This window comes from Gemmatimonas sp. (genome assembly GCF_044376735.1).
Taxonomy (GTDB): domain Bacteria; phylum Gemmatimonadota; class Gemmatimonadetes; order Gemmatimonadales; family Gemmatimonadaceae; genus Gemmatimonas.
In genome coordinates this window covers 1-2694 of sequence record NZ_JBILKJ010000275.1, presented here as the reverse complement: position 1 = coordinate 2694, position 2694 = coordinate 1, and the positions used below count along the sequence as shown (strand labels likewise).

2 protein-coding genes are annotated in these 2694 nt (G+C 66.3%); both read right to left on the bottom strand.

Annotated elements, in window-relative coordinates; genetic code table 11:
- The coding region (locus ACIRA7_RS16580; protein WP_396221937.1) for an efflux RND transporter permease subunit at window positions 1–504 on the bottom strand (504 nt) is incomplete at its 3' end.
- Window positions 501–2694, bottom strand: a 2194-nt coding sequence (locus ACIRA7_RS16575) for an efflux RND transporter permease subunit (RefSeq protein WP_396221936.1), incomplete at its 5' end; no start/stop codon positions are given. The genes ACIRA7_RS16580 and ACIRA7_RS16575, both read right to left, overlap by 4 nt.

The window sequence follows — 2694 nt, the reverse complement described above, 5'->3', positions numbered from 1 at the left end:
AATGCTGCCCAAGCGCGGACTCACCCGTTCTTCGAGCAGCTTCTGCAGCGTGCCCGAGGTGTAGGGTCCGAACACCGACAGCGACATCAGCGGCGCTTCTTCCAATCCCTCCGGCACGTAGTTGGCTACCGTGGGCGCGCTCGCCCCCGGCGGTAAGTCGGCGCGCAGCAGTTCGAGCCGCTCGAGGATGGCCAAGCGCGCCATCTGCACATCGGCGCGCTCCTCGAGTTCCACCGTGAGCATGGCGTAGTCGTCGTTCGAATTGCTGGACACGCGCCGCACGCCGCGCACGCCTTGAATGGCGGCTTCGACGGGGCTCGTGAGATACGTTTCGATGACCTCCGGCGACGCACCGGGCCAGCTGGCGAACACGCTGAGCCGCGGCAGCTCCACCGTGGTACGCGTGGCCAGCGGCAGTCGCGTAAAGGAAATCGCGCCGGCCAGCAGCAGGGCGACGCAAATCGCCCAGACCACCGCCGGGCGGTGGGTCGCGAAGCGAATCACGCGGTGCGCCGCTCCGTGCGGCGTTCAGTGCGCCGTTCCAGTACCGCGTAGGCCGTGGGCAGTAAAAAGAACGTGACCAGCAACGCGCTGATGCTGCCACCGATGATGCCGGCCGCCAGTGGCTGATACAGCGCGCCGCCACTGCCCCAGCCGAACACCAGCGGCAACACGCCGGTGACGGTAGTGATGGACGTCATCGCAATCGCGCGCAGGCGCTGCTCACCGCCGCGAATGATCGCGTCATCAATGCTATGCCCGGCTTCGCGGAACTTGCGAATGGCATCGAGCTTCACCACGGCTTCGTTGTCGGCCATTCCGATCATCACCACGATGCCGATCAAGCTCACGGCGTTGAGCGACTGTCCCGTGAACCACAAGAAGATCACCGCACCGGCACCGGCCAGCGGCACCGTGAGCATCACCACCAGCGGAATCGTGAAGCTGGCGAACTCGCCGGCCAACACCAAAAACATGAGCAGCGCCGCCAACACCGCGACCAGCGTGAGTTCATTACTCGTACGCGCACGCTCGGCGTCGGCGCCACCCACCTGCCACGACACCCCAGCCGGAAGCGTAAGCGCCACCATACGCGCCTGCACATCGGTGGTGGCTTTGGCGGTGCCACCGCTTTCCACCAACCCCTCGATGATGGTGACCGGTCGTTGCCCTACGCGCACCACTTCCAATGGCGCGCGGGTTTCACGCACCTGCACCAACTGCGCCAACGGCACGCCGCGCAACGGAGTCTTGAGCGCGGTCTCCAACTCCTCGTTACGAAGTCCGGCGTAGCGCACCATAATGGGCGTACGTCGGTCGGTTTCGCGCAACTCGCTCGCACTCACGCCACCCAACGCACCCGCCAACGCACTCGCCACTTGGCTCGGCACGATGTCGCGTTCGGCCATGCGCGCGCGCTCCAGCGACACTTCCACGATGGGCTGCGTGGCGGCGAAGGCGTCGCGCACATCCGTCAGCGATGACACCTTCTGCATGGCCGTGCGCACGGTGTCGGCCCACCGTTGCGATTCCGCCACCGTGGGAGCGGACAGCTCCACACGTACCAGGCGGCCTTCACGTCCGATGAGTGATCCGAACTCCGATTGTCCGGCCAAGTCGATGGCCAATGCCCCCTTGGCCAGGTCGGGCAATCTCGCCCGCAACTGCTGCGCGAACTGGGCGGCATCGGCGTTGGCGGGAACCGGCACGATGAGCTGTGCCGTGGCACTGGATCCGGGATCGGCACCGGCCAGGATCTCTTCGTCGGTGGCCTTGCCCACGCGCGCGTAGATGCCTGTGGCGCCAAGCGCCCGCGCGGCGCCTTCTACGCGCGCTACCTGCGCGGCCGTGGCCTGAATGCTGGTGCCCTCGGGGAGCTGAACCGCCGCCACCAGCACCCCTTCATCTACCCGCGGCAGAATTTCCTTGGGCAGCGTGTAGATCAGCACCACGGTGACCGCCAACAGCGCGCCGGCCATGCCGAACACCGATCGCGGATGCGCCAGCGACCAGCGCATGCCGTGTTCGTACCACGCGGCGAGCGTGCGTCCCCACGCGTCGAGGGTACGCGAGATCACCGACGGCGCCTTCGGTGGTGCGACGGGCGCCGGTGCGGCGTTCGCCAGCTTGCGCCGCCCCACGATCATCACCGGCATGAGGGTGAGCGCCAGCACCAGCGACGCCGCCACGGTCGTGACCACGCTCAAGCTCAGGTCGCGAAACAACGCCGCCGCGAGTCCGCGCACGAAGATGATGGGGCCGAACACCAGCACCGTGGTGAGCGTGCCCGCAAACAGCGGTGCCGCCACTTCATCGGTGCCCGTCACCGCCGCCTCCAACAATGACATCCCTTCTTCGCGCCGTCGTCCCACCGACTCGGCTACTACAATGGCCGTATCCACCAGCAGGCCGGTACCCAATGCCAGACCACCCAAACTCAGCACGTTGATGGACACATCGAGCGCCTGCAGTGCCACCAACGCCATCAGCACCGACAACGGCACCGTGACACCGATGGCCAACGACAACCGCCAGTCACGCAGAAACACGAAGATCACCAGTAGCGACAGCAGCCCGCCAGCCACGATCTCCTGCCCCAAATTCGAGAGCGCATCCACCACGAAGTCGGCCTGCGCCGCCACCACGGTCATGGAGACACCGGGGAATTCCTTCTCCAGCTGCGCAATGGCGTCG